Origin of the sequence: uncultured Serinicoccus sp. (assembly GCF_947500995.1) — a bacterium.
In the GTDB taxonomy this organism is placed as follows: Bacteria; Actinomycetota; Actinomycetes; order Actinomycetales; family Dermatophilaceae; genus Ornithinicoccus.
Window position 1 is genome coordinate 215,957 of sequence record NZ_CANMUA010000007.1, and the last position, 26,613, is coordinate 242,569.

Here is a 26,613-nt window from a genome sequence, read left to right on the forward strand (position 1 = left end):
TCAGACGTCGCGGTGCTCCGCCGCCACGCGCTGCTCGCGGTGCGCGCGGACCCACCGGACCGCCTCGTCCACGTCGTCGGTGACCTGCAGCAGGTCGAGGTCGCCCGCCGAGATCATGCCCTCGGCCAGCAGGGTCGAGGTCAGCCACCCCAGCAGGGGGGACCAGTAGTCCCGCCCGAGCAGCACGATCGGGAAGTGGGTGACCTTCCCGGTCTGGATGAGGGTGACCGCCTCGAAGAGCTCGTCCAGCGTGCCCATGCCTCCGGGCAGCACGACGAAACCCTCGGAGTACTTGACGAACATCGTCTTGCGGACGAAGAAGTAGCGGAAGTTGACCCCGAGGTCGACGTGGTCGTTGAGGCCGGTCTCGAAGGGCAGCTCGATGCCGAGGCCGACGGAGGTGCCCCCGGCCTGCGCGGCGCCCCGGTTGGCGGCCTCCATCACCCCCGGCCCACCGCCGGTGATGACGGCGTAGCCGGCCTGGACGAGGGCGCGACCGACGCGCTCGCCCCAGGCGTAGTACGGGTGGTCGGTCGCTGTCCGGGCCGAGCCGAACACGGCCACCGCCGGGCCGATCTCGGCCAGCGCCCCGAACCCCTCCACGAACTCGGCCTGGATGCGCATGACCCGCCACGGGTCGGAGTGCACCCAGTCCGCAGGACCGGCGTCGTCGAGGAGTCGCTGGTCGGTGGTCGTCCGCGGGACCTGCGTGCCCCGGAGGGTCACCGGCCCCTTGTGGTAGTCGCGACGGGTCACGCGGACGACCCTACGCGAGGGTCCGCCGGGGCGCCGAGGAGGACTCCTAGACTGGACCGGTGCCCCGCTCCACCGTCAGCCGCCTCCTCGTGCCCGCGCTCGTCATCGGGCTGACGGCGACCGGGGCGGTGCTGGGGACCCGGTGGGCGGCGGCCGAGCTGGCCCCGGCGCGGTGCACCTTCAGCGCCGCCGACCGGGAGGTGCGGCTCACCCCCGAGCAGGCGGCCAACGCCGCGACGATCGCCGCCGTGGCCGTCCAGCGCGGTCTGCCGCCGCGCGCGGCCACCATCGCGCTGGCCACGGCGATCCAGGAGAGCAAGCTGCGCAACCTGCGCTACGGCGACGCGGACAGCCAGGGGCTCTTCCAGCAGCGCCCCAGCCAGGGCTGGGGCACCGTCGAGCAGGTCACCGACCCCGTCTACGCCAGCAACGCCTTCTACGACGAGCTCATCGAGGTGCGCGGGTGGGACGAGGGGGTCGTCACCGAGGTGGCCCAGGAGGTCCAGCGCAGCGCCTTCCCGGATGCGTATGCCGACCACGAGTGGGAGGGACGCGTCCTGGCCTCGGTGCTCACCGGGCAGGAGGGGACGGGCACCGCCCTCGACTGCCGCCTCGGTGGTCGCGCCGGGCCCGGGTCGACCACCGAGGTGGCCGACGAGGCCGCCGCGCAGCTGGGGCTGGCCGGGCGCACGGACGGCCGGGTGGTGCTGCTGGACGCCGGCGACCCCGCCCGCGCCTGGGCCGCCGCGACGTGGGCGGTCGCTCACGCGCAGGCCGAGGACATCGTCCGGGTGCAGGTGCAGGGCCGCGTGTGGGACCGCTCGTCCGGGACGTGGTCGGACGCCGACGACGACGGGGCGGCGAGCGGGTCGCCGACCACCGTCGTCGTGGAGGTGGGCTGAGCGGCGCTCAGCCGCGCTGGTCCACCGGGGTGTAGTCGCGCGCGCCCTCGCCGACGTAGACCTGCCGCGGGCGGCCGATCTTGGTGGCCGGGTCGTTGATCATCTCGCGGTACTGGGCGATCCAGCCGGGCAGCCGCCCGATCGCGAAGAGGACCGTGAACATGTCGGTGGGGAACCCCATGGACTCGTAGATGAGGCCGGTGTAGAAGTCGACGTTGGGGTAGAGCTTGCGCTCGACGAAGTAGTCGTCCTCGAGCGCCTTCTGCTCCAGCTCCATCGCCAGCTCCAGCAGCGGGTTGCTGCCCGCCTTGGCCAGCATCTCGTGGGCGGTCTCCTTGACGATGGCCGCCCGGGGGTCGTAGTTCTTGTAGACCCGGTGGCCGAAGCCCATGAGCTTGACCCCGTCCTCCTTGTCCTTGACCTTGCGGACGAACTCGGAGACGTCGCCGCCGTCGGCCTTGATCTGGTCCAGCATCGCCAGGACGGCGCTGTTGGCGCCGCCGTGCAGCGGACCGGACAGGGCGTGGATGCCGGCGGAGATGGCGTTGTAGAGGTTGGCCTCCGAGGAGCCCACGAGCCGCACGGTGGAGGTGGAGCAGTTCTGCTCGTGGTCGGCGTGCAGGATGAACAGCTGGTCCAGCGCCCGGGCCACGAGCGGGTCCAGCTCGTAGCGCTCGGTCGGCTGCCCGAAGGTCATCCAGAGGAAGTTCTCGACGAGGTTGTAGTCGTTGTTGGGGTAGAGGATCGACTGGCCCTGGCTCTTGCGGAAGGCGTAGGCCGCGATGGTCGGCAGCTTGGCCATGATCCGGACCGTGGAGATCTCCACGGCCTCCGGGTCGTGGGGGTCCAGGCTGTCCTGGTAGAAGGTGCCCATCGCCGAGACCCCGGAGGAGAGCACGGACATGGGGTGGGCGTCCCGGGGGAAGCCGTCGAAGAAGTTCTTCATGTCCTCGACGAGCAGGGTGTGCCGGCGCAGCCGCTGGTCGAACTCCTCCAGCTCGGACGCGGAGGGCAGCTGGCCGTAGATGAGCAGGTAGCTGGTCTCCAGGAAGGTGGACTGCTCGGCCAGCTGGTCGATCGGGTAGCCGCGGTAGCGCAGGATGCCCTCGCCGCCGTCGATGTAGGTGATCTCCGACCGGCAGGAGGCGGTGTTGACGAAGCCTACGTCGAGGGTCACGTCCCCCGTCGTCTTGAGCAGCGAGCTGATGTCCAGCCCGTTGTTGCCCTCGGCAGCCGGCACGACCGGCAGGGACAGCTCGTGGCCGGCGTGGGTCAGGGTGGCCGGGGTCGTGCTCGTGGTGTCGGTCATGAGGTCCTCCTGGTCGGGGTGGGCCGGTGGGGGGTGCGCGTCACTCGTCGTGGGCCTGCGGGGGCAGCACCGCCACGACCGGGTGGTCCTTGGCGATGACACCCATCTTGGCCGCCCCACCGGGGCTGCCGAGGTCGTCGAAGAACTCGACGTTGGCCTTGTAGTAGTCCGCCCACTCCTCCGGCACGTCGTCCTCGTAGTAGATCGCCTCGACCGGGCAGACCGGCTCGCACGCACCGCAGTCCACGCACTCGTCGGGGTGGATGTAGAGAGAGCGTTCCCCCTCGTAGATGCAGTCGACCGGGCACTCCTCGATGCAGGCCTTGTCCTTCAGGTCCACGCAGGGCTGGGCGATCACGTACGTCATGGGCACAGACTACGGCGTCCCAGGCCAGGACCGCCTCACGGGGTCCTCGCCCCGCACGGCGCGTCGCGCCGGCTCACCGGGCCCCCGCGCGGGGGTTGGTGCAGACGATCTCGTCGGCCGCCGCGTAGGTCGTGGTGAAGTCGTCGCGGGCGACCTCGTCCCCGCCCTGGAGCAGGATCCGGATGTTGCGGATGGTGAAGCCCTCGGAGGGTGCCTGGTCGACGCAGTCCTCGCTGTCGTCCTCGCGCCGCTCGCCCCGGGTGACGTCTCGGCGCTCCCCGTCCACGGTGCGGACGGTGTACTGCTTGTCGCCGAGGAGGACCATGTGGATCTCGTCCCCGGTGATCCAGGTGCGCACGACCACCGGGGTGTCGGTGTCGTTGGTCCACAGGTTGTCGATCCAGGGCAGGGCGAGGGTGGCCTCGCGCCCGGCCGGGTAGCGCGGGATGTAGAACGAGTGGGTGGTGTGGGCGTCGAGCTGGACGCCCGCGAACCACGAGGCGTTGAACACCACGGTGGAGATTTGCGACAGCCCGCCGCCGAGCCCCATGACCAGCTCCCCGTCGACGATGACGGGGGCCTCGGCATACCCGGCCTCCTCGCTGACCTCCCCGAGGGCGGCGCCGAGGCTGAACTGCTCCCCCGGCATGACGACCGTGCCGTTGACGTTGCCGACCCCCGTACGGAGGTTGGCCGTGCGCGCCTCGTAGTCCGGACCGCTGGGGAAGACGGACACGAAGGAGGACATCTGGGAGAAGGACCACTCGCGCGCGACGGCGTTGGTGATCTGCGGTCGGACGGTGTCGATGTCCGCCGCGACGGTCCGCTCCTCGCCGGTCTCGGCCAGCGCTGCCTCGACGGCCTCGACGAGGCCCTCCTCGACGAGGGCGTAGCCGACCTGGCCCCCGACCACCTCGACCGAGGACCCCTCCAGGCGGACGGTCGCGTCGCGCGGGCCGCGCTCGAGCCGTCCGAGGTCCTGCCGGACCCGTGCGAGCGTGGCCTCGGCGTCGATGCCCAGCGCGAGGGCGCCGTCCTCCTGCTCGACGGCGAGCAGCTGCAGCAGGTCCCGTCGCGCGAGCTCGGCGCTGGCCTCCTCCTCCTGCTCCCCCTCGCCCCGGGACGCCTCCACCACGACGGGTGCCGCCAGCGCCGGGTCCAGGACCTCCTCGGTGAACCGCTCGATCTCCGCGGCGGTCAGCTCGGGCCGCTGGCTCGAGGCGACGCCGGCGACCTCGCGGTCCGGCCCCTGCTCCTCGCCCCAGACCTGCCCGACCCAGGCCTCCTCCAGCTCCTGCACGGTCTCGTCGACCTGCACCGTCCGTCCGGGCTGCGCCTCGGTGACCTCCACCCCGTCCGGCGTCAGGCCGACCTCGCCGTCGACCGGCTCGGTGTCGTAGTCGGCGGCGAGGCGGGTGACCTCCGCGCGCAGCGCCTCCTCGTCCACGCCCCCGTAGAGGGGCAGGTCCCGGTCGGCGCCCGCGACGTGGTCCCAGAGCCGTGCCGGGTGGAACGACAGCCCGGTCACCCCCCTCAGGGTGCGGTCCAGGTCGAGGGACAGGCCGGCGTCCTCGGGGACCACCTCGATCCGCTCGACCTCCTCCGCCGACCCCCCGTCGGGGCTCAGGGTGAGCACGAGCGGCTCGGTGGTGCGGTCGCCGAACTCGCGGGTGAGCTCGGCCCCGGCCTCCTCGTCGGTCAGCGACCCGATGTCGACCCCCGCCACGCTGACGCCGGAGGCCGGACGGTCCTGGAAGTAGAGCGCGGCACCGACGTAGACCGCTGCGAGCACGAGCAGCGCCGCGGTCAGGCGGCCCACCACGGACCACCAGCCGCGGCCGTCGCCCTCCTCGCGGAGGGTCCCTGGTCGATCGGTGGCGTCAGCCATCTGCGCTCCGTCCCTGTCGTCCGGTCCCGGTCGTGGCGGGGGCGCAGCGCCCCGTGGTCACCGCAGCTCTCCCAGCCGTCCACGGTAGTGCACGAGGGCCGGGCGGTCGGTCGGCCTCGCCTCGAGGGCGACGACCTCGCCGAGCGCGAGGACGTGGTCACCGGCCTCCCGGAGGTCGACGGTCCGGCACTCGAAGCTGGCGAGCGCGTCGTCCACCACCGCCATGCCGCTGGCGGCACCGCGGTGGTGCGGCACCCGCCCCAGCTGGTCGTGCAGCGGCCGGCCCGTCTCACCGAGCCACTCCGCCGTGCCCCGCTGGGCCGCGGTGAGCACGCTGACCGCGAAGTCCGCCCCCGCCTCGAGCCCCTCCAGGACGCGCGCCTCCGGGTGCAGGCTGACGAGGAGCAGCACGGGCTCCAGGGAGACGCTGGTCAGCGAGTCCACGGTGAGCGCGACGTCGTGGCCGCGCACCTGGGACGTCACCACCGCGACGCCGCTGGCGAACCGGCTCATCGCGAGGCGGTAGGTCGCGGGGTCGACGGTTCCGGGGACGTGCGGGGCCGGCTCGTGCGCGCTCATGCCGGCGGCTCCCCCTGCGCCCGGGCGAGCGCCTCCCGGGACGCCGGCCACGCGGCATACCCCTCGCGCCCGGGGAGCCGGGCGGCCACGTCGTTCGACAGGGTGTACCACCCCTCGTGGAGGGTCACCTGGGTGGGATGCTCGGCGAGCGCCGCCCGCTGGCGGGGCAGCGCGCCCTCGTCCACGACGGCGTGCGTGACGAGGTCGTCGGCCACGACGTTCGGAGGACAGGGGTCGTCGGGGCCCGGCACCCGCACCAGGCCCCCGGCGGGGCTGCGCGTTCCGTCCGGGACGTGCGCGGCCAGCCAGCGCCGGTCCTCCCGGGCCCACGAGGCCGGGACGAGCGCGACGTAGAGCCGGGGCGCGGCACCTGGCGTCCCCTCGGCGAGCAGCTCCACCGCCCGGGCGGTCACGCGGTGGGTCTGGACGTGGTCGGGGTGCCCGTACCCGCCCCAGGGGTCGTAGGTCAGCACGAGGTCGGGCCGCACCCCCTGCAGCAGGGCGGCGAGGTCGCGGGCGGCCTCCTCGAGGTCGGCGCCGGAGAAGGCCTGCGGGTGGGCGGCGGCGGGCGAGCCGGCCATGCCGCTGTCCCGCCAGCGGGGCTGCTCGCCGCCGAGGAGGTGGTGCCGCACCCCCAGCCGGCGCATCGCGCGGTCCAGCTCGCCCCGACGGTGCTTCGCGAGCGCCGGCCCGTCCCCCTCCAGGGCGGCGAGCGAGGGGGTGATGACCTCGCCCTCCTCACCCAGGGTGCAGGTGACGACGTGGACCTCGTCGCCGGCCTCGACATGGTGCGCCAGCGCCAGTCCGGTGGCGAGCGTCTCGTCGTCGGGGTGGGCGTGCACCGCGACCAGCCGCAGCGGCCTGCCGGAGGGCAGCCCGTCACGCAGGTCCGGGCGCACCGGCACGGCTCAGCCCTTCGAGCGGGCCGCCTTGGCCCGCTGGTTGGCGTCGAGGATCACCTTGCGGACGCGGACCGCCTCGGGGGTCACCTCCACGCACTCGTCCTCGCGGCAGAACTCCAGCGACTGCTCGAGCGAGAGCACCCGCGGGGGGACGAGCCGCTCGAGGACGTCGGCGCCCGCGGAGCGCACGTTGGTGAGCTTGCGCTCCTTGGTGATGTTGACGTCCATGTCGTCGGCCCGGGAGTTCTCCCCGACGATCATGCCCTCGTAGACCTCGGTCGTCGGCTCCAGGAACATCGTGCCGCGCTCCTGGAGGTTGAACATGGCGTAGGTGGTGGCGACCCCGGAACGGTCGGACACCAGCGAGCCGGACTGGCGGGTACGGATCTCCCCGAACCACGGGGCGTAGCCGTCGAACACGTGGTGCGCGATGCCGGTGCCCCGGGTCTCGGTGAGGAACTCGGTGCGGAAGCCGATGAGCCCGCGCGAGGGCACGACATACTCCATCCGGATCCAGCCGGTGCCGTGGTTGGTCATCTGCTCCATCCGGCCCTTGCGCGCGGCCATGAGCTGGGTGATGGTGCCGAGGTGCTCCTCGGGGGTGTCGATGGTGAGCCGCTCCACCGGCTCGTGCAGCTTGCCGTCGACCTCCCGGGTGACCACCTGCGGCTTGCCGACGGTCAGCTCGTAGCCCTCGCGGCGCATCTGCTCGACGAGGATGGCGAGCGCCAGCTCACCACGCCCCTGGACCTCCCAGGCGTCGGGCCGCTCGGTGGGCAGCACCCTGAGGGAGACGTTGCCCACGAGCTCCTTGTCCAGCCGGTCCTTGACCAGGCGGGCCGTGACCTTGCCCCCCTTGACCCGGCCGGCCAGCGGGCTGGTGTTGGTGCCGATGGTCATGGAGATGGCCGGCTCGTCGACGGTGATGAGCGGCAGCGGCACCGGGTCGGCCGCGTCGGCGAGGGTCTCGCCGATGGTGATGTCGGGGATGCCGGCGATCGCCATGATGTCCCCCGGGCCGGCCTGCTCGGCAGGCTTGCGCTCCAGGGCCTCGGTGAGCAGCAGCTCGGTGATCTTCACCGACGTGACCGAGCCGTCGCGACGGCACCAGGCGACCTGCTGCCCCTTGCGGATCTCGCCCTCGTGCACGCGGCACAGCGCGAGCCGGCCGAGGAAGGGGCTGGAGTCCAGGTTGGTGACGTGCGCCTGCAGCGGCGCGCCCGGGGTGAAGGTCGGGGCGGGCACCGTCTCGAGGATGGTCGCGAACAGCGGCTCCAGGTCGGGGCTGTCCGGCAGCTCGCCGTCGACCGGCGGCTGCAGGCTGGCGCGGCCGGCCTTGGCCGAGGCGTAGACCACCGGGAAGTCCAGGGCCAGCTCCACCTGGGCCGGGTCGTGCTCGTCCAGCAGGTCCATGAAGAGGGCGTAGACCTCGTCGACGACCTCGCTGATGCGGCTGTCGGGCCGGTCCACCTTGTTGATGCAGAGCACGACGGGGAGGTGGGCGGCGAGGGCCTTGCGCAGGACGAAGCGCGTCTGCGGCAACGGCCCCTCCGAGGCATCGACCAGGAGCACGACGCCGTCCACCATCGACAGGCCTCGCTCGACCTCTCCCCCGAAGTCGGCGTGACCCGGGGTGTCGATGATGTTGATCGTCATGCCGCCCTCGGGGGCCGAGGCACCGGTGTAGCGGATGGCCGTGTTCTTGGCCAGGATCGTGATGCCCTTCTCGCGCTCGAGGTCTCCGGAGTCCATCACCCGGTCCGGACCCTCACCCCCGCGCTGCTGCTGGTCGGCGAAGGCTCCGCCCTGGGTGAGCATGGCGTCGACCAGGGTCGTCTTGCCGTGGTCGACGTGCGCCACGATGGCGACGTTGCGGATGTCTGCGCGCACTCCTGCGGGCAGGGCGGGGTCACGGTCAGCAAGGGGCATGGGCCCAGTGTCTCACCCCGGGGACGCGGGACCGACCTCACACCGGCGGGCCGGTCAGTGGTGCAGCAGCGGCACGAGGTGCCGCACGACCGGCACGTCGTGCTCGAGCCAGGGCACGCCCAGCAGGTCCTCGGGGCCCAGCCACCGCAGCTCACCGTGGTCCTGCAGCGGGCGGGGAGGCAGCTGGCCGGGCTCGGGGACCGCCCACCACAAGCGCATCGACCACGGGTGCGCCAAGGGCCAGTCTCCCCCGACCCGGCCCCCCAGGAGCACCCGCACGCCGAGCTCCTCGCGCGCCTCCCGCACCGCGGCGGCGGCGGGATCCTCCCCCCGCTCGACCTTGCCCCCGGGGAACTCCCAACCGCCGGCCAGCGCCGCGGGGGCGCTGCGGCACCCGGCCAGCACCCGCGTCGGCCGCGCCAACGAGTCGCAGAGGGCGACGGCGGCGACGAGCTGCATCGGCTCATCCTCCCAGCACGCCGGGCTTGCCGCAGGGGCAGGTCACGGTCCCGTCACGAACGGCCCGTCACCCTTGGCAACCGGGCCCCGGTGTGGTGAGGTCACCCCCTATACCGGGCTATCCGCGTCCGGTCATGACGCTGTAGGAGGAACGATGAAGAACCGCAGGGTCGCGATCGCCGCGACCAGCGCAGCTCTGGCCCTCGTGCTGAGCTCGTGCGCCGAGTCCGAACGCGACGACAGCTCCGGCGAGGGCGACGGCGCCTCCGGGTCCGAGGACGCCGGCGGCGCAGAGGCCTCGGACGCCACCTTCGTCTTCGGTGCCGCCGGCGCCCCCACCACCTTCGACCCCTTCTACGCCAGCGACGGGGAGACCTTCCGCGTCACCCGGCAGATCTTCCAGAACCTCGTGGGCATCGAGCCCGGCGGCACCGAGTTCGTGCCGGAGCTCGCCACCGAGTGGGAGTCCTCCGAGGACGGCCTGACCTGGACCTTCCAGCTCCAGGACGGCGTGACCTTCCACGACGGCGAGCCCTTCGACGCCGAGGCGGTCTGCTACAACTTCGAGCGCTGGGCGGACCAGAACGAGGCCGGCCAGAACCCGTCGGCGGCCTACTACTACGGCAACGACTTCGGCTTCGGCGAGGACTCGCTCTACGAGAGCTGCACCGCCACCGACGAGATGACCGCCGAGGTCGTCCTCACCCGGGCCACCGGCAAGTTCCCCGGTGTCCTCTCGCAGAGCTCCTACGGCATCTCCTCCCCCGCTGCCCTCGAGGAGTACGACGCGAACGGCATCGAGGTCCAGGGCGAGGGCTTCACCTTCCCCGAGTACGCCACGGACCACCCGACCGGGACCGGGCCGTTCGTGTTCGACTCCTTCGACGGCACCAGCAACGTCACGCTCACCCGCAACGACGACTTCTGGGGCGAGCAGGCCGGCGTGCAGGAGATCATCTTCCGGATCATCAGCGACGAGACCGCGCGCCGCCAGGAGCTGGAGTCGGGCACCATCAACGGCTACGACCTGCCGAACCCCGTGGACTGGGCCGGGCTGGAGGAGGCCGGCAACCAGGTCCTCATCCGCGACCCCTTCAACATCCTCTACCTCGCCCTGAACCCGGTGGCCGACCCGCAGCTGGAGGACCCGCTCATCCGGCGGGCGCTCTACCACGCCATCAACCGGGAGGAGCTGGTGGCCAGCCAGCTGCCCGACGGCGCGGAGGTGGCCACGCAGTTCATCCCGCCGACCGTGGCCGGCTACAACGAGTCCATCGAGCCCTACGCCTACGACCCCGAGGCGGCGCAGGACCTGCTCGAGGAGGCCGGCGCGTCCGACCTCACCATCGACCTGTGGTACCCCACCGAGGTGACCCGGCCCTACATGCCGAACCCGCAGGCCATCTACGACGCGGTCGCCGCGGACTGGGAGGCCGTCGGAGTGACCATCAACCCCGTCGCCCGCCCCTGGGCCGGCGGCTACATCGACGGCACGCAGCAGAGCCAGGCGCCCGCCTTCTTCCTGGGCTGGACGGGTGACCTCAACTCGGCGGACAACTTCCTGTGCGCCTTCTTCTGCGGTGAGGACAACCAGTTCGGGACCTCGGCGCTGCCCTTCCAGGACGAGCTCCAGGAGGGCCTGCGCGCCGGAGACGCCGAGCCCGACGAGGACGCCCGCACGGCACTCTACGAGGAGCTCAACGCCCAGATCATGTCCGAGGAGTGGCTGCCCGGCCTGCCGCTGAGCCACTCCCCGCCGGCCATCGTGGTCGGTCCGAACGTCGAGGGGCTCATCCCCAGCCCCCTGACGGCCGAGGACTTCTCGACGATCACCCTCAGCGAGTGATCCCGCGGTGGCAGGACGGGAGACCGTCCTGCCACCGATGATGACGACGGGCCGACCTCCCCGGTCGGCCCGTCGTCATCCTGGTCCCTGTTCCGCACCCCTGCTGGGCCGAGGAGTCCGCCGTGCTGAAGTTCGTCATCCGCCGTGTCCTGCAGATGGGGCTGGCGCTGTTCATGCTGAGCCTGCTGCTCTTCGCCTGGCTGCGCGCCCTGCCCGGCGGTCCGGTCAGCGCGCTGCTCGGCGAGCGGGGCTCCCCCGAGGCCGCCGCCGACCTGCGCCGTCAGCTGGGTCTGGACCAGCCGTTGCCCGTGCAGTACGTCCGCTTCGTCCAGCGGGCGCTGGACGGTGACTTCGGCATCTCCACCGGGGTGTTCCGCGGACAGCCGGCGATCGACATCTTCCTGACCCGGTTGCCGGCGACCGTCGAGCTGAGCATCTTCGCCCTGGCCATCGCCCTCACCCTCGCGATCCCCCTGGGCTACATCGCCGCCCGCCGCCGCGGCGGTGTCCTGGACACCGGGCTCGTCATCAGCTCGCTCGTCGGGGTGGCGGTCCCGGTGTTCTTCCTGGCCTTCGTCCTCAAGTACCTCTTCGCGGTGCGGTGGGGCCTGCTGCCCCCGTCCGGCTACCAGACCGCCGGCATCGACGCCACGAGGGTGACCGGGTTCGCCGTGCTGGACGGCATCCTGACCCGGGAGTGGGACGCGTCCTGGGACGCGTTCCGGCACCTGCTGCTGCCCGCGATCGCGCTGTCCTCCATCCCGTTCGCGGTGATCTTCCGCATCACCCGGGCGTCGGTGCTCGACGTCATGGACGAGGACTACGTCCGGACGGCCCGGGCCAAGGGCCTGCGCGCGCCGGTCATCCGGGTGCGGCACATCATGCGCAACGCCCTCATCCCCGTCATCACCATCATCGGGCTGCAGGTCGGTGCCCTGCTGGCCGGGGCCGTCCTCACCGAGAAGGTCTTCGCCTTCCCCGGGATCGGACAGGCCCTGGCCCTGGGGTTCGAGACCCGCGACTACCCCGTGCTCCAGGTCCTCATCATGATGGCCGCGATCATCTACATCGTCGTCAACCTGCTGGTCGACATCGCCTATGCCCTGATCGACCCGCGCGTGCGGACCAAGTGAGGACGCGGACATGACTTCCTACGGTGACACCAAGAAGGCACGGATCGACGCCCTCGCCGAGGCCGGGTCGCTCAGCGACGACGAGGGTGTCAGCCTCTGGCGCTCGGCGTGGCTGCGGCTGCGCAAGGACCCGGTCTTCCTCATCGGTGCCGCGATCGTCACGGCCTTCGTCCTGCTCGCCATCATCGCCCCCTGGATCGCCCCTCACGACCCCGCCGCGAGGCTGCTCATCGGTGAGGTGAGCCGCCAGTCCAACCCGGTGCCCGAACCCCGGCCCGGCTTCCCGCTCGGCGCCGACGACCGGGGCCGCGACCTGCTGTCCCGCCTCATCGTGGGATCCCGGCAGACCCTCATCGTGGGCGTCCTGGCGACGCTGGGCGGCCTCATCGGTGGACTGACCCTCGGGATCCTCGCCGGCGGCGTCGGCGGGTGGGTGGACGCGGCCGTCATGCGGGTGGTGGACGTCATGCTCTCCATCCCCTCGCTCCTCCTGGCCTTCTCGCTCGCGGCCATCCTCGAGCCGTCGCAGTGGAGCGTCATCGCCGCCATCGCCATCATCCAGGTGCCGATCTTCGCGCGTCTGCTGCGAGGTTCGATGCTCAGCCAGCGGCACAGCGACCACGTGCTCGCCGCGCGCGCCCTCGGGGTGCGGCCCATCCCCATCGTCTTCCGGCACATGCTGCCGAACGCCATCGGCCCGGTCATCGTCCAGGCGACCCTCGTCCTGGCCGTGGCGATCATCGACGCCGCCGCCCTGTCCTTCCTCGGCCTGGGCAACCCCGACGACACCAGGCCCGAGTGGGGCCAGATGCTCGGCGCCGCCCAGCCGTACTTCAACAGCTACCCGCACCTGGCCTTCTACCCGGCGATCTGCATCGTCACCGTAGCGCTGGGTTTCACCCTCATGGGCGAGTCCCTGCGCGAGGCCCTCGACCCCAAGTCCCGTCGCTGAGGAGCCCGGCCGATGACCGAACCATCCCTGACCCACCCCTCCGCACCCACCGGTGCAGGCAGCCCGCTGCTGTCCGTCAACGACCTGACCGTGACCTTCGGCAAGGGGGCCAAGGCCTTCACCGCCGTCGACCACGTGAGCTTCGAGGTGCACCCCGGACAGACCGTCGGCCTCGTCGGGGAGTCCGGCTGCGGCAAGTCGGTGACCTCGCTGGCGATCATGGGCCTGCTCCCCTCCCGGGGCAACACCGTCAGCGGCGAGGTGCTCTTCGACGGCGAAGACCTGCTCCGGCTGCGCCAGGACCGGCTCCGCGACCGACGGGGACGGGACCTGGCGATGATCTTCCAGGACCCGCTGTCCTCGCTGAACCCGGTCGTCCCGCTCGGCGTCCAGGTGGCCGAGGTGCTGCAGCGGCACCGCGGGATGGGCCGCTCCGCCGCGCAGAAGCAGGCGGCCGTGCTGCTGGAGAAGGTCGGCATCCCCGACCCGACCCGGCGGCTGCGGGAGTACCCGCACCAGCTGTCCGGCGGGATGCGCCAGCGCGCGCTCATCGCCATGGCGCTCGCCTGCGAGCCCCGGCTGCTCATCGCCGACGAGCCCACGACCGCCCTGGACGTCACCATCCAGGCCCAGATCCTGGCGCTGCTGCGCGAGCTCGTCACCGAGTCGGGCACCGCCCTCATCATGATCACCCACGACCTGGGCGTGGTGGCCGGGCTGTGCGACCAGGTCAACGTCCTCTACGGCGGCAAGGTCGTGGAGCGCGCCGAACGGCACGACCTGTTCGCCCGGCCGCGCCACCCCTACACCGGCGGGCTGCTCGCCTCCATCCCCCGGCTCACCGAGGAGCGCGGCCGACGGCTCGACCCGGTGCCGGGCTCGGTGGCCGACAACATCCCGTGGGAGGGCGGGTGCGCCTTCGCGCCCCGCTGCTCCTCGGAGGTGGCGGCGTGCCGGTCCACGACGCCCGCGCTGGTCCCCGACGAGGACGGGCTGGGCGACGGCCGGCTGCTGCGCTGCCACCACCCCCTGGAGGAGAACCCGTTGGACGACGTCCGTGCGCCCGAGCAGCACGAGGAGGACCAGCCGTGAGCACCACCGCCGGGGCGGCCGCCCCGCAGCCCGCCGAGACCGAGCAGGACCTCCTCGTCGACGTACGCGGCCTCAAGGTGCACTTCCCGATCAAGAAGGGCATCGTCTTCGACCGGACCGTGGGTCACGTCTACGCGGTGGACGGCATGGACGTGCAGATCCGACGCGGGGAGACCTACGGCCTCGTCGGGGAGTCCGGGTGCGGCAAGTCCACCTTCGGCCGGGCGCTGCTGCAGCTCGAGCCGATCACCGCCGGCGAGGTGCACGTGGACGGCATCGACCTGTCCAGCCTCAAGGGCGAGAAGCTGCGCACCCATCGTCGGCACATGCAGATGGTCTTCCAGGACCCCCTGGGCAGCCTGGACCCCCGGCAGACGGTGGAGCAGCTGCTGCTGGAGGGTATGCGTGCGCACGGCATGGCCTCGGACGCCAAGGCTGCGCGGAAGCGGCTCTCCGAGCTGCTCACCGCCGTCGGGCTGCCCACGGCCGCCCTGTCGAAGTACCCCCACGAGTTCTCCGGGGGGCAGCGCCAGCGGGTCGGTATCGCCCGCGCCCTGTCGGTGGACCCGCAGCTCATCATCGCCGACGAGCCGGTGAGCGCCCTCGACGTGTCCGTCCAGGCCCAGGTCATCAACCTGCTCGGCGACCTCCAGGAGGAGTTCGGCCTCACCTACCTCGTCATCGCCCACGACCTCGCCGTGGTCCGCCACATCAGCGACCGGATCGGGGTCATGTACCTCGGGTCGCTGGTCGAGGAGGCGGATGCCGAGGACCTCTACGACATGCCGCTGCACCCCTACACCCGCGCCCTGCTGTCGGCGGTCCCCGTCCCGGACCCCACGGTGGAGGACACGCGCGAGCAGATCCTGCTGACCGGTGACCTCCCCTCGCCGGCCGACCCGCCCGCGGGGTGCCGCTTCCACACCCGCTGCCCATGGCGGCAGGAGACCCGCTGCGACAAGGAGCGACCGCAGCTGCGGGTGGTGGAGATCGACGGGGTGCCTCCGAGCCACCGGGTCGCCTGCCACTGGGCCGAGCAGATCGCCAGCGGTGAGCTGCAGCCGCACACCGTGGACCCGGTCGAGGACGACGAGCCCTACTGGTCCGGGACCGACGAGGAGGCCGACGGCGCCGACGCCGCCGCCAGGGACCTGCCCGGCTCCAGCGGGTGACGCACCGGCCCCCCGACGGGGTCTAGCCTGTGCCCATGACCCCACGGGCGCTGGTCCTGCAGCACGAGGAGAAGGCCCCTGCGGGCCTGCTGGCGCCGTGGTTGGAGCAGGTCGGGCTGGAGTGCGACATCCTGCCCGCGCACGAGGGGTATGCCGTCCCGGCCGACCTCGGCGACCACGCCGCCCTGGTGGTGCTCGGGGGGTCGATGGACGCCTGGGACGACGAGGCGTACCGCTGGCTGCTGCCGACCCGCGCCCTCATCGCCGGCACCGTGTCAGCGGGCCGGCCCTTCCTCGGCGTCTGCCTCGGGCACCAGCTGGCCGCGCTGGCGCTCGGCGGCACGGTGGGCCGCCAGCCCGGCGGCCAGACGATGGGGCTGCGGGCGTGGCGGCCCACGCCCGCGGGCCTCGCCGACCCGCTCACCAGCGCGCTGCCACCGGGCACCGAGGTGCTGCACTTCAACTCCGACGCGGTCACCGGGCTGCCCCCGGGCGCGACGCTGCTCGCCCACGACCCGGAGGGAACCGTCCAGGCGGCTCGCTATGGCCCCCTCGCCTGGGGGGTGCAGTTCCACCCCGAGGTGGACGACGCCCTCGTCGAGGGCTGGGCGACCGGCCTCCGGCCCGACGACGAGACCGAGACCGTCCGGGTGCTCCGGGAGCGGCAGGCCGAGCTGCACCCCGCCTGGGCCGGGCTCGTCCACCGCTTCGGGCTGCTCGCCACGACGCCCCAGGCGCGGCCCGCCTGAGACCGGGCGGCGGCCCGACCCGCCGCCCGCGCCGGTCCGTTCCCGGGCCGGGTCGCCGCGGGCGTGGGAGACTGTGGCCCACCAGCCGTTCGGCCGCCTCGAGGAGCCAGCCATGAGCGACGCAGCGATCTTCATCGCCGCGACCTTCGCCGCGGGCCTGCTCGCCACCACGCTGCGCCTCCCGGCCCTGCTCGGCTTCCTCCTGGCCGGCTTCGCGCTCAACGGGCTGGGTGTCGAGGAGCTGCCCTACCTCGACTTCATGGCCGACCTCGGCGTCACCCTGCTGCTGTTCGGCATCGGCCTCAAGCTCAACGTCCGCAGCCTGCTGTCCCGGGAGGTGTGGGCCACCACCGTGGGTCACATGGCCCTGTCGGTCGCCGTGGGCACCGGCTTCCTCTGGGTGGTGGCGCTGCTCGGCTACCCGCTCCTGCAGGGCCTGGACCTGCAGACCCTCGCCCTCGTCGGCTTCGCGCTGTCCTTCTCCTCGACGGTCTTCGTCGTCAAGGTGCTCGAGGAGCACTCCGAGCTGCAGTCCTTCTACGGCCGGGTGGCCATCGGCATCCTCGTGCTGCAGGACCTGGCGGCGGTCATCTTCATGACGGTCTCCGGCGGACGCATCCCCAGCATCTGGGCGATCCCCGTCGTGCTGGCGCTGGCTCCGACGGTCTGGGTGGCACGGTGGCTCTGGAGCCGCATCCCGCACGGGGAGATGCAGGCGCTCTTCGGTCTGGCCATGGCGCTCGGCCCCGGCTACGCGGCCTTCGACGCCGTCGGGCTCAAGGGCGACCTGGGTGCGCTGGTCGTCGGCATGCTCCTGGCCGGGCACCAGGCCGCCAGCGACCTGTCGCACACGCTCTTCCTCCTCAAGGACCTGCTCCTCATCGGGTTCTTCATCTCCATCGGCTTCATCGGCACGCCGACCGCCTCCTCGGCCGTGCTGGGTCTGCTCCTCCTGCTCCTCCTCCCGGCCCAGATCGCCCTCTACGTCTTCCTCCTCGACCGGCACAAGCTGCGCCGACGAACGTCGGTCAAGGCCGGGGTGCTGCTGGGCAACTACTCCGAGTTCGGTCTCATCGTCACCTCGGTGGCGGTGGCGAGCGCCATGCTCGACGAGGAGTGGCTGGTCGTGATGTCGGTCGCCGTCGCCGCCAGCTTCGTGGCCGCCACCCTCATCAACGAGAAGTCCGACGCGATCCTGCGCTGGGCCCGTCAGGTCATGCCGATGCACCCCCCGAACGACGTGCACCCGCACGAGCTGCCGATCTCCTTCGGTGACGCGCGGGCGGTGGTCATGGGGATGGGTCGGATCGGCAGGAGCGCCTACGCCGAGCTCTCCGAGGTCTACGGGCTGGCGGTCCTCGGTGTGGAGAACCTGCCGAACCGCGTCATCAGGCTGCGCGAGCGAGGTCTGACCGTGGTCGAGGCGGACGCCGCGGACGGCGACTTCTGGAGCCGACTGGAGTCCACCCGCCAGGTGGAGATCGTCGTGCTCGCCATGCCCTTCCACGGCGCCAACCGGGTCGCGCTGGAGCAGCTCACGGCCAGCGACTACGACGGGGTCATCGCCGTCGTCGCGCAGTACGACGACGAGGTGGACGACCTCGAGGCCCGCGGCGCCGACGTCGTCGTCAACCTCTACGAGGGTGCCGGCGCCACGATCGCCGAGCGCGCCGCCGAGGCCACCAGCGGCGGCCTCTGACCCCGCGTCACCCTGGCGGGTCCTAGGCGGAGCGCGAGACGATGACCGGGCAGGGTGCGGCCCGCATGAGGCGCTGGCTGACCGAGCCGAGCAGCCGCCCCCGGACCGCCCCCCGGCCGCGACTGCCGACGACGAGGGCGTCCCACCCGCGCGCCGCGTCCAGCAGGGTCGGCACCACCGGACCCCGCCGCACCTCCCAGTCCACGGGCACCTGCGGGTATGCCTCGACCGCCGGCTGCAGCGCCCGCACCACGGCCTCGGCGTGGCGTCGCTCGACGGCCGCCCACTCCGGGCTGTCCGGCTCGGTGACGACATAGCCGTCGACCACCTCGAGGAACCACGTGCTGAGGGCGGTGACCGCGGCCCCGGTCAGGTCGGCGAGCGCCAGGGCGGCCCGGGCCGCGCGGGTGCTGTCCTCGCTGCCGTCGACCCCCAGGCCGATCTGGCCGTGGGTCAGGGCCTCGACGTCGACACCGGGGTTCACCACGGCCACCGGACGGTGCGCGTGGGCCGCGACCCCGAGCGAGGTGCTGCCGAGCAGGAACTCCTCCACCGCGCTCTTGCGCCCGGTCCCCACCACCAGCAGCGCGGCGTCGTCCTGGTGCGCCAGGAGGGCCGCCACCGGCGAGCCGCGCGAGGTGTCCAGCCGCGCCTCGACCCCGAGGCGCTCACCCACAGCCGTGACGTGCGCGCGCAGGTCCGCGACCGTCTCCTCCTCGGCCTCCAGCACCGCGGTCACGGCCACGGCCTCGCCGCCGGCCATCCGCGCCGCCAGGGCCTCCGGCTCGCTGGCGTGGACGACCACGAGGCCGGCTCCGGTGCGCGCGGCGGTGCGTGCCGCCCACTCCAGGGCGGCGTCCCCCCCTCCCGTACCCGCCACACCGACCACGATCGGGTGCTCCAGCCGAGTCGACACCGACACCACCTCCATGGCCTGCGGGAAGAGTGCCATCACCCTACCGCCCGGCTCCCCCGGTCCGCCTGTGGACAAGTCCGGCGCGTCCTCGCGGTGACGCGCCAGGATGAGGTATGACGATCCGCCACCTCTCCGAGGTCCGCCCCGCCGACCCGCCGCGGCGCAGCGGTGAGCCGTGGACGGACGCCGACGACGACACCCTGGTGCGGCTGTGCCGCGAGGGCCTGGACCTCACCGGGACGAGCACCCGGCTGGGGCGCTCCCCCGCGTCCGTCCGCGACCGTGCCAGACGGATGCTGCCCCTGGACCAGCGCGGGGTGCCCGGTGACCGGGTGTTGACCCAGCTGCGCCAGAACCTCCTCGCCGACCCCGGGTACGACTGGCAGCGCCACCTGGCCACTCCCCAGCCACCCCGCCCGGTCGTCCGTCAGGTCCTGCCCGCCCCCACCCACGCCGGTCTCCCCGGGCTCGAGAGCGACGAGCTGCTCGCGGCGGCGGAAGCAAGTGGCGCAGCAACCCCGCCCCGACGAGGACGACTACCTGGCTCAGACCCTGGCCCACGAGGTCCGCCGGCGCGGCCTGGCCGAGGACCTGCGTCGGGTCACCGAGCGGCACGCCCGGCAGCGGGTCGAGGACTTCCTCGACCGCGCCGCCTGGCCCTACCACCCGACGGACTACTGGGCCATGACGAGCGGCGTCGCCGCACCCGGGACGACGACGAGCCGCCCTGGTAGCGCGGACCAGCACCCGTAGACTCTGGACCGCACGCCCCGACGCCACCGACCAGGGAGAGGCATGTCCACGATCATCTACACCCGCACCGACGAGGCTCCGCTGCTGGCGACCTACTCGCTCAAGCCGATCATCGAGGCCTTCGCCGGCGCCGCGGGGATCGAGGTGGAGACCCGGGACATCTCCCTCGCCGGGCGCATCCTGGCGCAGTTCGCCGACCGCCTCGACGAGGACCAGCGGGTGGGTGACGCCCTGGCCGAGCTCGGCGAGCTGGCCACCACGCCCGAGGCCAACATCATCAAGCTGCCCAACATCTCCGCCTCCGTGCCCCAGCTCAAGGCCGCGATCGCCGAGCTGCAGGAGCAGGGGTACGACCTGCCCGACTACCCCGAGAGCCCGCAGGACGAGCAGGAGCGGGACGCCCGCGCCCGCTACGACCGGGTCAAGGGGTCGGCGGTCAACCCGGTCCTGCGCGAGGGCAACTCCGACCGCCGTGCCCCCGAGGCGGTCAAGAGCTACGCCCGCGCCTACCCCCACTCCATGGGCGCGTGGAGCGAGGACTCGCGGACCCGGGTCACCACCATGGACGCCGGCGACTTCCGGCACAACGAGGAGTCGGTCGTCCTCGACGCCGACGACACCCTGACCATCCGGCACGTCGCCGCCGACGGCACCACGACGGTGCTCAAGGACTCGGTCCCCGTGCTGGCGGGTGAGGTCGTCGACGCCACCTTCATGTCCGCCCGCGCGCTGGAGGACTTCCTGGCCGGGACGGTCTCGACGGCGGCGCAGGAGGACGTGCTGTGGTCGCTGCACCTCAAGGCGACGATGATGAAGGTTGCCGACCCCATCGTCTTCGGGCACGCGGTGAGGGTCTTCTTCGCCGACGTCTTCGAGCGGTATGGCCAGCAGCTCGCCGCCGCGGGTCTGTCGCCCAACGACGGGCTGGGCGGGATCCTCTCCGGGCTGGACGCCCTGGGCGAGCAGGCCCCCGAGGTCCGGGCCGCGGTCGAGGAGCGCCTCGCCGAGCTGCCCCGGCTGTCCATGGTCGACTCCCGCAAGGGGATCACCAACCTCCACGTGCCCAGTGACGTCATCATCGACGCCTCGATGCCGGCGATGATCCGCAACGGTGGCCAGCTGTGGGGCCCCTCGGACGAGACCGACGACACGCTGGCCGTCATCCCGGACTCCTCCTACGCCGGCGTCTACCAGGCGGTCATCGAGGACTGCAAGGCCCACGGCGCCTTCGACCCGACGACGATGGGCTCGGTGCCCAACGTCGGGCTCATGGCCAAGAAGGCCGAGGAGTACGGCTCGCACGACAAGACCTTCGAGGTCGCCGCCGACGGCGCGGTCGAGGTCGTCACGGCCGGCGGCGAGGTGCTGCTGCGCCACGAGGTCTCCACCGGCGACATCTGGCGCGCCTGCCAGACCCAGGACGAGCCGATCCGTGACTGGGTGAGGCTGGCCGTGGGCCGGGCCCGCGCCACCGGCGACCCCACCGTCTTCTGGCTGGACGAGGAGCGGGCGCACGACCGCAACCTCATCGCCAAGGTCGAGGCCTACCTCGCGGAGGAGGACACCGAGGGGCTGGACCTGCGCATCCTGTCCCCCGTCGAGGCCACCCGGCTCTCGGTCGAGCGCATCCGCGCGGGCCAGAACACCATCTCGGTGACCGGCAACGTGCTGCGCGACTACAACACCGACCTCTTCCCCATCCTCGAGGTGGGCACCAGCGCCAAGATGCTCTCGGTGGTGCCGTTGATGAACGGCGGCGGCCTGTTCGAGACCGGCGCCGGCGGCTCGGCGCCCAAGCACGTGCAGCAGCTGGCGGAGGAGAACTACCTGCGCTGGGACAGCCTCGGCGAGTTCCTGGCGCTGGCGGAGTCGCTGCGCCACCTGGCCGACCGCGACGGCAACGAGACGGCACGGGTCCTCGGCGACGCGCTCGACGCCGCCACCGGACGGGTGCTCACCGAGGGCCGCTCCCCGGCCCGGGCGCTCGGGCAGATCGACAACCGGGGCAGCCACTTCTACCTCGCGCTCTACTGGGCGCAGGCGCTGGCCGAGCAGACGCGGGACGACCGCCTGGCGCAGCGCTTCGCCCCGGTGGCGGAGCAGCTGGGCGAGAAGGAGCAGCAGATCACCGAGGAGCTCGTCGCGGTGCAGGGCAGCCCGGTCGACCTGGGCGGCTACTACCACCCGGACGACGCCAAGGCGTTCGCCGCGATGCGTCCCTCGGAGACCTTCAACGCCGTGATCGACGCCCTGCGTGACTGAGGAGGGGCGCGGCGCCGCCGGCTCCCCCGCCGCGCGGCGCGCCGCCCCTCTCGGGCTGCTCACGCTGCTCGCGGTGGCCCTGGTCTCGGTCAACCTGCGCCCCGGGGCCACCTCGATCGGACCGGTCCTCGCCGAGCTCGAGGCGGGCGTCGGGGTCAGCCCGGCGGTCGCCGGCGTGCTCACCGCGCTGCCCGGCCTGTGCTTCGGCCTGCTCGGCATGGTCGCCGTGCCGTTGTCGCGGCGGTGGGGGCTCACCGGCACCATCTGCCTGGGGCTGGGCCTCGTCGTGGTGGGGCTGGGGCTACGGGTCCTCACCGGGTCCACCGTGCCCTTCGTCGTCCTGTCGGCGGTGGCGCTGGGCGGCATGGCCGTCGGCAACGTGCTCGTCCCGGCCTGGATCAAGCGCCAGCCCGGTGCGGGCGTCCGCCTCATGACGATCTACAGCACCGGCCTCACCGTCGGCGGCGCGTCGGGCGCCGCGCTCTCGGCCCCCGTCGCGGCCGCAGGACCGGGGTGGCGCGGCGCGCTGGGCGTGTGGGCCGTGGTCGCCCTCACCGCCCTGGTGGCCTGGCTCCTCGTGGCCCGCCGCGAGCGGGGGTCCCTGGTCCCCACGGGCCGGGGCGTCGCCACGGGTCGGCTGGTCCGGTCCCCGACGGCGGTGGCCCTCACCGTGCTCTTCGGCATGCAGTCGATGAACGCCTACGTCCAGTTCGGGTGGCTCCCGCAGATCTACCGCGACGCCGGGCTGTCCGCCACCTCGGCCGGGCTCCTCACCGGGTCCCTGACCGCGACCGGCATCCTGGGCGGGCTGCTCATGCCGACGGTCATCCACCGGTCCCGCACCCTCGCCCCGTGGATGGTGGCCTTCGGGGTGCTCGCGGTCCTGGGGTATGCCGGCCTCCTGGTCGCACCGGCGGCCCTGCCGTGGCTGTGGGTGGCGCTCCTGGGCCTGTCCGGGTGGGCCTTCCCGACGGTCATCGCCCTGCTCACCGCCCGGAGCCGCCGCCCCGAGGTCACCGCCGGGCTGTCCGGCTTCGTGCAGCCGGTGGGCTACCTGTGCGCCGCCGCCGGGCCCTTCCTCGTCGGGCTGCTCCACTCCTGGACCGGGGACTGGGAGCTGGTCCTCGTCCTGCTGGCGCTCAGCGGCGTGCCGCTGGCCGTGGCCGGGGTGCGCGCCTCGCGCCCGGTCTACGTCGACGACGAGATCGACCCCCCTGGCGTGCGCAGCGCCGCGGTCTGACCCCCGACCCAGGCGGTCGCCCGCCGCGGGGCGGGCCCGGCCGTCAACCCCGGCGCCGGGCCAGGCCGGCGACGTACTCGGCCTGCCCGAGATGCTTGAGGGCGTCCTCGAGCACCGAGCACACCCGCACCCCCACGGTCACGGGAGGGTCCCAGGCGTCGTCGACCACCCGACCCAGGTCCTCGGCGTCCCACCCCTCGACGAGGCGCCGGGTCGACGCGTGGACGGCACCGGCATACCCGACGAGCAGCCCGGGGTCGGAGAGCTCGAACCGTCCGACCTCGGCGGCGTCCTGCCCGTAGCCCATCGCGTCCGGCGGGTAGGGCAGGTCGAACCGCTCCCGCCACCCCTGCGCCCACTCCTCCTCCTGGCCGGCGAGCTGGGCGAGCTGGGCGTCCTGCTGCCGGAGCAGGTGCCACAGGAGCCAGCCGACGGGGTTCGCCTCGGCGTCGGGCCGCCAGCGCAGCTGCTCGGCGGTCAGCCCCTCGAGCACGGCGCCCACCCCCTCCTCCACGCGGGAGAAGCCGTCGACGAGCAGGTCCTGGAAGGCGTCCATGGGAGGCACGGTAGCCCGGAGCCGTCCCGCCCGCCCCCGCGGCCTGGGGGGTATCCCCCCGCCAGGGAGGTGGTCCGCACCCTGGCCGCAGGTGGGCACGGGCGAGCACGATGACCGTATGCGCGTCCACCCGTCCCCCAGCCCGCACCCGCCGCCGGGGCGGCGCCGGGTCCTGCTGCTCACCGACTCCTACCGTCCCACCGTCAACGGGGTCGTGAGCTCGGTCGACGCGCTGCGCCAGGGGCTGCTCGATGCCGGCCACGACGTCCGCGTGCTGACGGTGGGACCGACCCGTCGCACCACCTTCGACGGCCAGGTCTACCGGCTGCCCTCCCTGGACGCGAGCCACATCTACCCGCACGCCCGGCTGGGCCGGCCGGTCGACGGCCACCTCTTCGCCGACCTGGTCCGGTGGGGCCCGGAGGTCCTGCACTCGCACACCGAGTTCGTCGCCTTCTGGTGGGCCCGGCGCCTCGCGCACCGGCTGGCGGTCCCCCACGTGCACACCTACCACACGCTGTACGCCGACTACACCCACTACTTCTGCCCGCACGAGCGCCTCGGCCGGACGCTGTGCGCCTCCTTCGCGCGGCACACGCTCGACCGGACGGACCTCGTCATCGCGCCCACCGAGAAGATCCGCCGGCTGCTGGAGGGGTATGCCGTCCGCCCGCCGATCGAGGTCGTGCCCACCGGCGTCGACCTGACGCGGTTCGCGCCGGGCGAGCGGTCGCCGCAGCTCCGGGCAGCGCTCGGCCTGGCCCCGGGCGTGCCCGTCGTGCTCAGCCTGGGGCGCCTGGCCACCGAGAAGAACCTCGCCGAGGTCGTCGACCTGCTCGCCGGCGTCCGGGACCCGTGGCAGCTGGTGGTCGCCGGCGACGGGCCCGAGGCGGGCCCGCTGCAGCGGCAGGTGGACCGGCTCGGTCTCGGTCCCCGGGTGCGCTTCGTCGGGGCCGTCGACCCGGCCCGGGTCCCCGAGCTCTACCGGCTCGCCGACGTCTTCGTCTCCGCCTCCCGCACCGAGACGCAGGGGCTGACCTTCCTCGAGGCCCTGGCCACCGGGGTCCCGGTGCTGTGCCGCGACGACGCCGCGGTGGACGGCGTGGTGGTGCCGGGCCGCAACGGCGAGCGCTACACCACCCCCGAGGAGTTCACCGGGTCCCTGACCCGTCTGCTGCGGGACCCGGACCTGCGCCGACGATGGAGCCGCGAGGCCGTCCGGACCGCCACCGGGCTCGGCCGGGACGGTTTCGTGACCGCGGTCTGCTCCGCCTACGACCGGGCCGCGGGACCGCGCAGCAGCACGGTGGCCGCGTGAGCACCGGGCTGGCCGTGGCGCGGGACCGCACGCCCCCGTCGGTGGACGACCCGCAGGCCGCTGCGCCGTCGGTGGACGACCCGCGGGGCCGCGCGAGCGTGCCGGCCGGGTCGACCCGCACCCGGGTCTGGCTGCGCCGGGTCCGAGGGGTCCTGGCCCTCGGCTGGGTGGTCCTCGCCGCCGCCGTGCTCTGGGGCGTCGGGTCGGGGACGCTCACCTCCGTCACCGAGCTGCGCGAGCTGCTGTCGGGCCTCGGTGTCCTCGCCCCCGTCGTCTACACGCTGGTCGGGGCCGCCGAGGCGGTCTTCCCGGTGGTCCCGGGCTCGGTGACGGTCATCGCCGGACCCGTCCTCTTCGGGCCGGTCGTCGGCCTGGTCGCCGCGTACTGCGCGACCTGCCTGGGCTCGGTCGCGGTCTTCGCCCTGTCCCGGTACCTCGGTCAGGACCTGCTCACCGCACGCTTCCGGGCCGGGACCGTGCGCCGGTGGCTCGGCTGGCTGCAGCACCGCCGTTTCACCCGGTGGTTCGCGATCGGGATCGCCCTGCCGCTGGCCCCGGACGACCTGCTCTGCTGCCTGGCCGGGCTGTCCCGGATGCGGTGGCGCACCTTCGTCCTGCTCGTCCTGCTGCTCAAGCCGTGGGCGCTGGTGCTCTACACCTTCGGCGTGCTCACCGTGCTGGGCCGGTGGATCCCGGGGCTGACCGGATGACGGAGGACCAGAGGGGCACGCCCGCGGCGCTCGTGGTCAACATGGCGAGCGAGAGCGACATCAGCGTGCAGGGCCACGGCGTGCACTCGGCCTACCTCGAGATGGCGCAGGCCCTGGAGCAGCGCGACGACGTCGAGGTGGTCCGGGGGGTCTACGGCCGGCGGGTCGACTGCGACGTCTACCACCTGCACACCCTGGGCTGGGCGGTGTGGCCCAAGCTGCTGGACCCGCGGGCGGCCACGGTGGTGTCGGCCCACGTCGTCCCCGACTCGCTCGTGGGCTCGCTGCGGTGGGCACGGGCGTGGCGACCCCTGGCCCGGTGGTACATGCGGTGGTTCTACGGTCGGGCGGACCGGGTCCTGGCCGTCTCCGAGGCCGTCGCGCGGACGCTGGAGCACGAGCTGGGCGTGCCGCCGGAGCGGGTCGAGACCCTGCCCAACACCGTCGACGCGACGACCTTCGCCCCGGGCGCGGCCGGCCGTGCCCGGTCCCGGCGACGGCTGCGGGTCGATCCCGACGCGTTCCTCGTGCTCGGGGTCGGTCAGGTGCAGCCTCGCAAACGGGTCGACGTCTTCGTCCGGCTGGCCCAGGAGCACCCCGACGTCCAGTTCGTGTGGCTGGGCGGCATCCCGTTCGGTCGCCTCGGAGCGGAGCACGGTGCGATGCACCACCTGATGGAGAGCGCCCCGGACAACCTGCGTTTCACCGGCACCCTGCCTCGGGAGGAGGTGACGGCATACCTCCACGCTGCCGATGTCTTCTGCCTGCCGGCCGAGCAGGAGAACCACCCCGTGTGCGTCCTCGAGGCCGCCGCAGCGGGCCTGCCCCTCGTCGTCCGCGACCTCCGGGAGTACAACGACACCTTCGGGGCCGACGTGCTGCGCTGCGACGAGGACGGCTTCGGCGCCGCCCTCACCTCGCTGCGCACGGACCCGGACCGGTATGCCGAGGGACGCCGGGGGGCCGCCCGGGTCGCCGCCCGCTTCGACAGCGCCGGCGCGGCCGAGCGCCTCGTCGGCATCTACCGGGAGCTCGCCGGCCCCGGTCGAGCGGCACCGCGCGGGCCCCGCGCGCGGGGGTCCGACTGAGCGCGGATTGCTCCAGGGCAGCGAGCCGGTTACCGT

At 73.1% G+C, this 26,613-nt stretch carries 24 protein-coding genes; 14 read left to right on the forward strand and 10 right to left on the reverse strand.

Annotated elements, in window-relative coordinates:
• On the reverse strand, positions 1 to 756 hold the full coding sequence (locus Q0967_RS12460) for a TIGR00730 family Rossman fold protein (RefSeq protein ID WP_298750718.1): 756 nt from the start codon (positions 754 to 756) through the stop codon (positions 1 to 3).
• A gap of 59 nt (positions 757 to 815) precedes the next feature.
• On the opposite strand from Q0967_RS12460, the gene Q0967_RS12465 reads away from it, so the two are divergent.
• Positions 816 to 1,658, forward strand: a complete 843-nt coding sequence (locus Q0967_RS12465; protein ID WP_298750720.1) for a hypothetical protein — start codon at positions 816 to 818, stop codon at positions 1,656 to 1,658.
• 7 nt (positions 1,659 to 1,665) lie between these two features.
• On the opposite strand, the gene Q0967_RS12470 is transcribed toward Q0967_RS12465, so the two are convergent.
• From Q0967_RS12470 to Q0967_RS12500, 7 genes are all read right to left on the reverse strand, one after another.
• Positions 1,666 to 2,967 carry a citrate synthase gene (locus tag Q0967_RS12470; RefSeq protein WP_298750722.1) on the reverse strand — a complete coding sequence of 434 codons (1,302 nt, stop codon included), beginning with the start codon at positions 2,965 to 2,967 and terminating at the stop codon, positions 1,666 to 1,668.
• Positions 2,968 to 3,007: 40 nt separating this feature from the next.
• Positions 3,008 to 3,334: a ferredoxin gene (fdxA, locus tag Q0967_RS12475; protein ID WP_298750724.1), complete on the reverse strand. Its 327-nt coding sequence runs from the start codon at positions 3,332 to 3,334 to the stop codon at positions 3,008 to 3,010.
• A gap of 73 nt (positions 3,335 to 3,407) precedes the next feature.
• Positions 3,408 to 5,222, reverse strand: coding sequence for a VanW family protein (locus Q0967_RS12480; protein ID WP_298750726.1), 1,815 nt, complete (start codon positions 5,220 to 5,222; stop codon positions 3,408 to 3,410).
• 57 nt (positions 5,223 to 5,279) lie between these two features.
• Complete coding sequence (locus tag Q0967_RS12485) at positions 5,280 to 5,801, reverse strand: flavin reductase family protein (RefSeq protein WP_298750728.1); 522 nt, start codon at positions 5,799 to 5,801, stop codon at positions 5,280 to 5,282.
• A complete protein-coding gene (mshB, locus tag Q0967_RS12490; RefSeq protein WP_298750730.1) occupies positions 5,798 to 6,706 on the reverse strand; it encodes an N-acetyl-1-D-myo-inositol-2-amino-2-deoxy-alpha-D-glucopyranoside deacetylase in 909 nt (302 codons plus the stop codon). The genes Q0967_RS12485 and mshB overlap by 4 nt, the downstream gene beginning before the upstream one ends.
• Before the next feature lie 3 nt (positions 6,707 to 6,709).
• A complete protein-coding gene (gene typA / locus Q0967_RS12495; protein ID WP_298750733.1) occupies positions 6,710 to 8,632 on the reverse strand; it encodes a translational GTPase TypA in 1,923 nt (640 codons plus the stop codon).
• A gap of 54 nt (positions 8,633 to 8,686) precedes the next feature.
• A complete protein-coding gene (locus Q0967_RS12500) occupies positions 8,687 to 9,091 on the reverse strand; it encodes an NUDIX domain-containing protein (protein WP_298750735.1) in 405 nt (134 codons plus the stop codon).
• A gap of 154 nt (positions 9,092 to 9,245) precedes the next feature.
• Between Q0967_RS12500 and Q0967_RS12505 the strand changes: the two genes are divergently transcribed.
• The 7 genes from Q0967_RS12505 to Q0967_RS12535 all read left to right on the forward strand — a co-directional run bounded on the left by Q0967_RS12505 (position 9,246) and on the right by Q0967_RS12535 (position 17,734).
• Entirely contained in the window at positions 9,246 to 10,937 is a 1,692-nt protein-coding gene (locus Q0967_RS12505; protein WP_298750737.1) for an ABC transporter substrate-binding protein, read from the forward strand.
• Between the two features lie 122 nt (positions 10,938 to 11,059).
• Positions 11,060 to 12,070: an ABC transporter permease gene (locus Q0967_RS12510; RefSeq protein ID WP_298750739.1), complete on the forward strand. Its 1,011-nt coding sequence runs from the start codon at positions 11,060 to 11,062 to the stop codon at positions 12,068 to 12,070.
• A 10-nt stretch (positions 12,071 to 12,080) separates the two neighbouring features.
• Complete coding sequence (locus Q0967_RS12515) at positions 12,081 to 13,022, forward strand: ABC transporter permease (RefSeq protein WP_298750741.1); 942 nt, start codon at positions 12,081 to 12,083, stop codon at positions 13,020 to 13,022.
• 12 nt (positions 13,023 to 13,034) lie between these two features.
• Positions 13,035 to 14,114: an ABC transporter ATP-binding protein gene (locus Q0967_RS12520; protein ID WP_298750743.1), complete on the forward strand. Its 1,080-nt coding sequence runs from the start codon at positions 13,035 to 13,037 to the stop codon at positions 14,112 to 14,114.
• Entirely contained in the window at positions 14,111 to 15,286 is a 1,176-nt protein-coding gene (locus Q0967_RS12525; protein WP_298750745.1) for an ABC transporter ATP-binding protein, read from the forward strand. The genes Q0967_RS12520 and Q0967_RS12525 overlap by 4 nt, the downstream gene beginning before the upstream one ends.
• Positions 15,287 to 15,321: 35 nt before the next feature.
• A complete protein-coding gene (locus Q0967_RS12530; RefSeq protein WP_298750747.1) occupies positions 15,322 to 16,035 on the forward strand; it encodes a type 1 glutamine amidotransferase in 714 nt (237 codons plus the stop codon).
• A gap of 112 nt (positions 16,036 to 16,147) precedes the next feature.
• The gene (locus Q0967_RS12535; protein WP_298750748.1) at positions 16,148 to 17,734 is read left to right on the forward strand and encodes a cation:proton antiporter family protein; all 1,587 of its coding nucleotides are present in this window, start codon (positions 16,148 to 16,150) and stop codon (positions 17,732 to 17,734) included.
• Positions 17,735 to 17,756: 22 nt separating this feature from the next.
• Here the strand turns inward: Q0967_RS12535 and Q0967_RS12540 are convergent, their stop codons facing one another.
• The gene (locus tag Q0967_RS12540) at positions 17,757 to 18,686 is read right to left on the reverse strand and encodes a universal stress protein (protein ID WP_298750750.1); all 930 of its coding nucleotides are present in this window, start codon (positions 18,684 to 18,686) and stop codon (positions 17,757 to 17,759) included.
• Between the two features lie 468 nt (positions 18,687 to 19,154).
• Between Q0967_RS12540 and Q0967_RS12545 the strand changes: the two genes are divergently transcribed.
• From Q0967_RS12545 to Q0967_RS12555, 3 genes are read left to right on the forward strand one after another with little or no spacing between them, the layout of a single operon-like run.
• Positions 19,155 to 19,403: a hypothetical protein gene (locus Q0967_RS12545; protein ID WP_298750752.1), complete on the forward strand. Its 249-nt coding sequence runs from the start codon at positions 19,155 to 19,157 to the stop codon at positions 19,401 to 19,403.
• 42 nt (positions 19,404 to 19,445) lie between these two features.
• Entirely contained in the window at positions 19,446 to 21,665 is a 2,220-nt protein-coding gene (locus Q0967_RS12550; RefSeq protein ID WP_298750754.1) for an NADP-dependent isocitrate dehydrogenase, read from the forward strand.
• A complete protein-coding gene (locus Q0967_RS12555; protein ID WP_298750756.1) occupies positions 21,658 to 22,905 on the forward strand; it encodes an MFS transporter in 1,248 nt (415 codons plus the stop codon). Before Q0967_RS12550 ends, Q0967_RS12555 begins: the two co-directional genes overlap by 8 nt.
• Positions 22,906 to 22,948: 43 nt before the next feature.
• Here Q0967_RS12555 and Q0967_RS12560 read toward each other — a convergent pair whose 3' ends face one another.
• On the reverse strand, positions 22,949 to 23,461 hold the full coding sequence (locus tag Q0967_RS12560; RefSeq protein ID WP_298750758.1) for a mycothiol transferase: 513 nt from the start codon (positions 23,459 to 23,461) through the stop codon (positions 22,949 to 22,951).
• Between the two features lie 118 nt (positions 23,462 to 23,579).
• Between Q0967_RS12560 and Q0967_RS12565 the strand changes: the two genes are divergently transcribed.
• The 3 genes from Q0967_RS12565 to Q0967_RS12575 are packed head-to-tail and all read left to right on the forward strand — an operon-like array spanning position 23,580 to position 26,577.
• Positions 23,580 to 24,779 (forward strand): glycosyltransferase, encoded by a 1,200-nt coding sequence (locus tag Q0967_RS12565; RefSeq protein WP_298750760.1) that lies wholly within the window; start codon positions 23,580 to 23,582, stop codon positions 24,777 to 24,779.
• Positions 24,776 to 25,489 carry a TVP38/TMEM64 family protein gene (locus tag Q0967_RS12570; protein WP_298750762.1) on the forward strand — a complete coding sequence of 238 codons (714 nt, stop codon included), beginning with the start codon at positions 24,776 to 24,778 and terminating at the stop codon, positions 25,487 to 25,489. The genes Q0967_RS12565 and Q0967_RS12570 overlap by 4 nt, the downstream gene beginning before the upstream one ends.
• Positions 25,486 to 26,577, forward strand: a complete 1,092-nt coding sequence (locus tag Q0967_RS12575) for a glycosyltransferase family 4 protein (protein ID WP_298750764.1) — start codon at positions 25,486 to 25,488, stop codon at positions 26,575 to 26,577. Before Q0967_RS12570 ends, Q0967_RS12575 begins: the two co-directional genes overlap by 4 nt.
• The last annotated feature ends 36 nt before the right edge of the window (positions 26,578 to 26,613 follow it).

Coding starts and splice junctions, on each gene's coding strand:
- fdxA (WP_298750724.1), bottom strand. CDS start 3,334: ATGACGTACGTGATCGCCCAGCCCTGCGTGGACCTGAAGGACAAGGCC.
- Q0967_RS12505 (WP_298750737.1), top strand. CDS start 9,246: ATGAAGAACCGCAGGGTCGCGATCGCCGCGACCAGCGCAGCTCTGGCC.
- Q0967_RS12470 (WP_298750722.1), bottom strand. CDS start 2,967: ATGACCGACACCACGAGCACGACCCCGGCCACCCTGACCCACGCCGGC.
- Q0967_RS12520 (WP_298750743.1), top strand. CDS start 13,035: ATGACCGAACCATCCCTGACCCACCCCTCCGCACCCACCGGTGCAGGC.
- Q0967_RS12535 (WP_298750748.1), top strand. CDS start 16,148: ATGAGCGACGCAGCGATCTTCATCGCCGCGACCTTCGCCGCGGGCCTG.
- Q0967_RS12485 (WP_298750728.1), bottom strand. CDS start 5,801: ATGAGCGCGCACGAGCCGGCCCCGCACGTCCCCGGAACCGTCGACCCC.
- Q0967_RS12540 (WP_298750750.1), bottom strand. CDS start 18,686: ATGGCACTCTTCCCGCAGGCCATGGAGGTGGTGTCGGTGTCGACTCGG.
- Q0967_RS12550 (WP_298750754.1), top strand. CDS start 19,446: ATGTCCACGATCATCTACACCCGCACCGACGAGGCTCCGCTGCTGGCG.
- Q0967_RS12480 (WP_298750726.1), bottom strand. CDS start 5,222: ATGGCTGACGCCACCGATCGACCAGGGACCCTCCGCGAGGAGGGCGAC.
- Q0967_RS12560 (WP_298750758.1), bottom strand. CDS start 23,461: ATGGACGCCTTCCAGGACCTGCTCGTCGACGGCTTCTCCCGCGTGGAG.
- Q0967_RS12530 (WP_298750747.1), top strand. CDS start 15,322: ATGACCCCACGGGCGCTGGTCCTGCAGCACGAGGAGAAGGCCCCTGCG.
- Q0967_RS12515 (WP_298750741.1), top strand. CDS start 12,081: ATGACTTCCTACGGTGACACCAAGAAGGCACGGATCGACGCCCTCGCC.
- Q0967_RS12500 (WP_298750735.1), bottom strand. CDS start 9,091: ATGCAGCTCGTCGCCGCCGTCGCCCTCTGCGACTCGTTGGCGCGGCCG.
- Q0967_RS12575 (WP_298750764.1), top strand. CDS start 25,486: ATGACGGAGGACCAGAGGGGCACGCCCGCGGCGCTCGTGGTCAACATG.
- typA (WP_298750733.1), bottom strand. CDS start 8,632: ATGCCCCTTGCTGACCGTGACCCCGCCCTGCCCGCAGGAGTGCGCGCA.
- Q0967_RS12565 (WP_298750760.1), top strand. CDS start 23,580: ATGCGCGTCCACCCGTCCCCCAGCCCGCACCCGCCGCCGGGGCGGCGC.